Annotated in this window: 2 protein-coding genes; both read left to right on the plus strand. The window is 57.0% G+C overall.

The genetic code is table 11. The annotated features are described in order from the left end of the window. The first annotated feature begins 405 nt into the window (after positions 1-405). Positions 406-690 (plus strand): hypothetical protein, encoded by a 285-nt coding sequence (locus J7367_RS14440; RefSeq protein ID WP_057664351.1) that lies wholly within the window; start codon positions 406-408, stop codon positions 688-690. Positions 691-1,038: 348 nt separating this feature from the next. Continuing rightward, positions 1,039-2,019, plus strand: a complete 981-nt coding sequence (locus J7367_RS14445; RefSeq protein ID WP_057664354.1) for a hypothetical protein — start codon at positions 1,039-1,041, stop codon at positions 2,017-2,019. Positions 2,020-2,223 lie beyond the last annotated feature (204 nt).

Genomic DNA, 2,223 nt, shown 5'->3' on the forward strand with positions numbered 1-2,223 from the left:
GGGGTTCAGCCGACATACGTGTAAAATGACTCGCAGAATCCAATTTATTTTTTGAAAACAAGAAGTTGCCAGATAAAACGGCGCTTCCATCGCTCATCCACTACCTCGTCCCTTTCGAGGTTCGGCACGCTGCAACTGTCTTGCGGCGACTGTGCGAGAACAGTGGTCGCAGGGTGGGTAATAGACGGATGGTGCGGCTTGGCCGTCCCAACGCCCCGCCACAGATAGCTGTTAGCTCTCGCAGCCCATCCAGTGCACTGCACGTAGTGCGCGAAACCCTTTTCGCAGCAGCGAAGCCCAGATGACCCAGTGCGTAGCTGCAGCGCCAAATCAGAAACTCCCGCATCCCGCCTATCGGCGCATATCGACAATCTAAAGCGTCATCCCGCATCGCCCAGAGACGCTATGAACGACTACGGTTCTTATCGCTACCTGCCTGCCGATGGTTGGTACGCCACCTATCCACAAGCTGCCGGGGCCGATGAGCCACGCGTCTTCCAGCGCGTGGCCGTATGGCGGGTGGCCCCGCATGGAACGATCGTTGGCCTGATCTCTTCGCCCGACAATAGCCAAGATGAGAACGAATCGCAGCTTCTGAGCGCGCCGCGCGGTCTAGGCGTCCACTACATCCACATTGATGATCTGACCGCAGAGGAACGCGAGCAGATCCGCCGCAGACGTTTCAGTTGATCGCCTTTGGGGGTTCAGCCGACATACGTGTAAAAATAGCTCACAAGATCGGATTTCATCCATTGCATCAGTGAGTTAGCGGATATTTTGGGGCAACAGAACTACACCGCCAACGCCAGTTCGAGAGTCGGCAGGGATTCGTGTAAAACACAGCCACAAGTGAGCTAACGAGGTGACCATGGTTTCTGTAAAGAGGCATGTCTGATGGATCCCATTCGTTCTCGCACGCCAAGGCCAGCCCGCGAGCTTCTGCCCGGACCCCAACCCGATGGGGTTCAGCCGACTGCTGATCGGGGGGGGGCTAAGCCTGCTGGCGGCCCCCTGGATGGCTTGCCCCCTCGGCGGACGATGTCCGCAGCTGCCAAGCTGCAGGCAGCGACACGCGGCCACCAGGTACGCCAGCAGGTCCAGATCGCCAGCCAAAGCCATGGCGTTGTCTCCACGACGATCCGCGCTCCCCGTAATCCGCTGTCGTTGTCTGTCGCACCGGGAACGTTCGTGTCGGATATCCAGCAGCATCTGCAGAAAGGCGCGACTTTCACCCGGGTGTCGGTGTCGAATGGAACGCTGCGCATCCATGGGACGCACGATTACGAAGGAGCGCGTAACCCTCAAGAACTGGTCCAAAGCGCCGCCCTGGGTGCTGCCGTCATAAACGGCAGCTACTTCGTCCACAAGACCGGCCTGCAGACAGAATGCGGCGAGACCATCGAAAATCTTGGTTCTCCGGTAGGACAAGTCGCCGGCCGGCGAGATTTTACCCCGGTTCCAGGCCCTTGGTTGTCGGATTATGCCACGATCACGGCCAATGATGAACTGATATTAAGCGGTGCACCTCTATTGGCGCTTGACGGAAAGTGTCTGCCGATCGAGGACGCAGACAGATTTCACTACCGCATCAACGGCAAGGACAACCCGCTCAATCGCCTCGCAGGCGCACTGACTCATTCCAGTGATGCAAATGAGCGCTCTGCTGTCAGCCTAGTGCCTATCCACTTGTCCGCAGCGATTAAAGTGATTCTGCAAACGTTGACAACTGGCGGAAACCGAAAGGCTGGCGTCACCATGGCACAATGGCAAACCATCACTGAGCTCGCGGCAAAAAGTGTGGCCGACGCATTGCGGCCAGGGGATGGGGGTGCTGGCGCGTCGACATTGAATCTCGACGGCGGCGGCTCCGTTTTTCTTGGTGTTCGGCAAATCAATGGCGTCAAGATATTAGCGCGCGGCGGCCTGCCGGACCAACCCGTGCGGCCCCTTGCTAACGTTATGGCGTCCGAAACTGATGTCGCTAGTCCCGTGCTCAGCATACGCCCATATCACCCATAGCTTCGTGGCTTCCAGGGGGTTGGGAGGAATTTTTTGAAAAATTCTTTTATATCAGCGAGTTAGCCCACTTCAGGCTGTGTTTTGCACGAATCCCTGCCGACTCTCGGGTAGTTTTGTTGCGCCAAAATATCCGCTAACTCACTGATGCAATGGATGAAATCCGATCTTGTGAGCTATTTTTTACACGTATGTCGGCTGAACCCC

Source organism: Xanthomonas sp. D-36-1, assembly GCF_017746155.1.
GTDB classification, from domain to species: Bacteria; Pseudomonadota; Gammaproteobacteria; order Xanthomonadales; family Xanthomonadaceae; genus Xanthomonas; species Xanthomonas cissicola.

Bases quoted from the DNA above. Each gene is read 5' to 3' on its own strand.
- J7367_RS14440 (WP_057664351.1), top strand. From the start codon at position 406: ATGAACGACTACGGTTCTTATCGCTACCTGCCTGCCGATGGTTGGTAC.
- J7367_RS14445 (WP_057664354.1), top strand. From the start codon at position 1,039: ATGTCCGCAGCTGCCAAGCTGCAGGCAGCGACACGCGGCCACCAGGTA.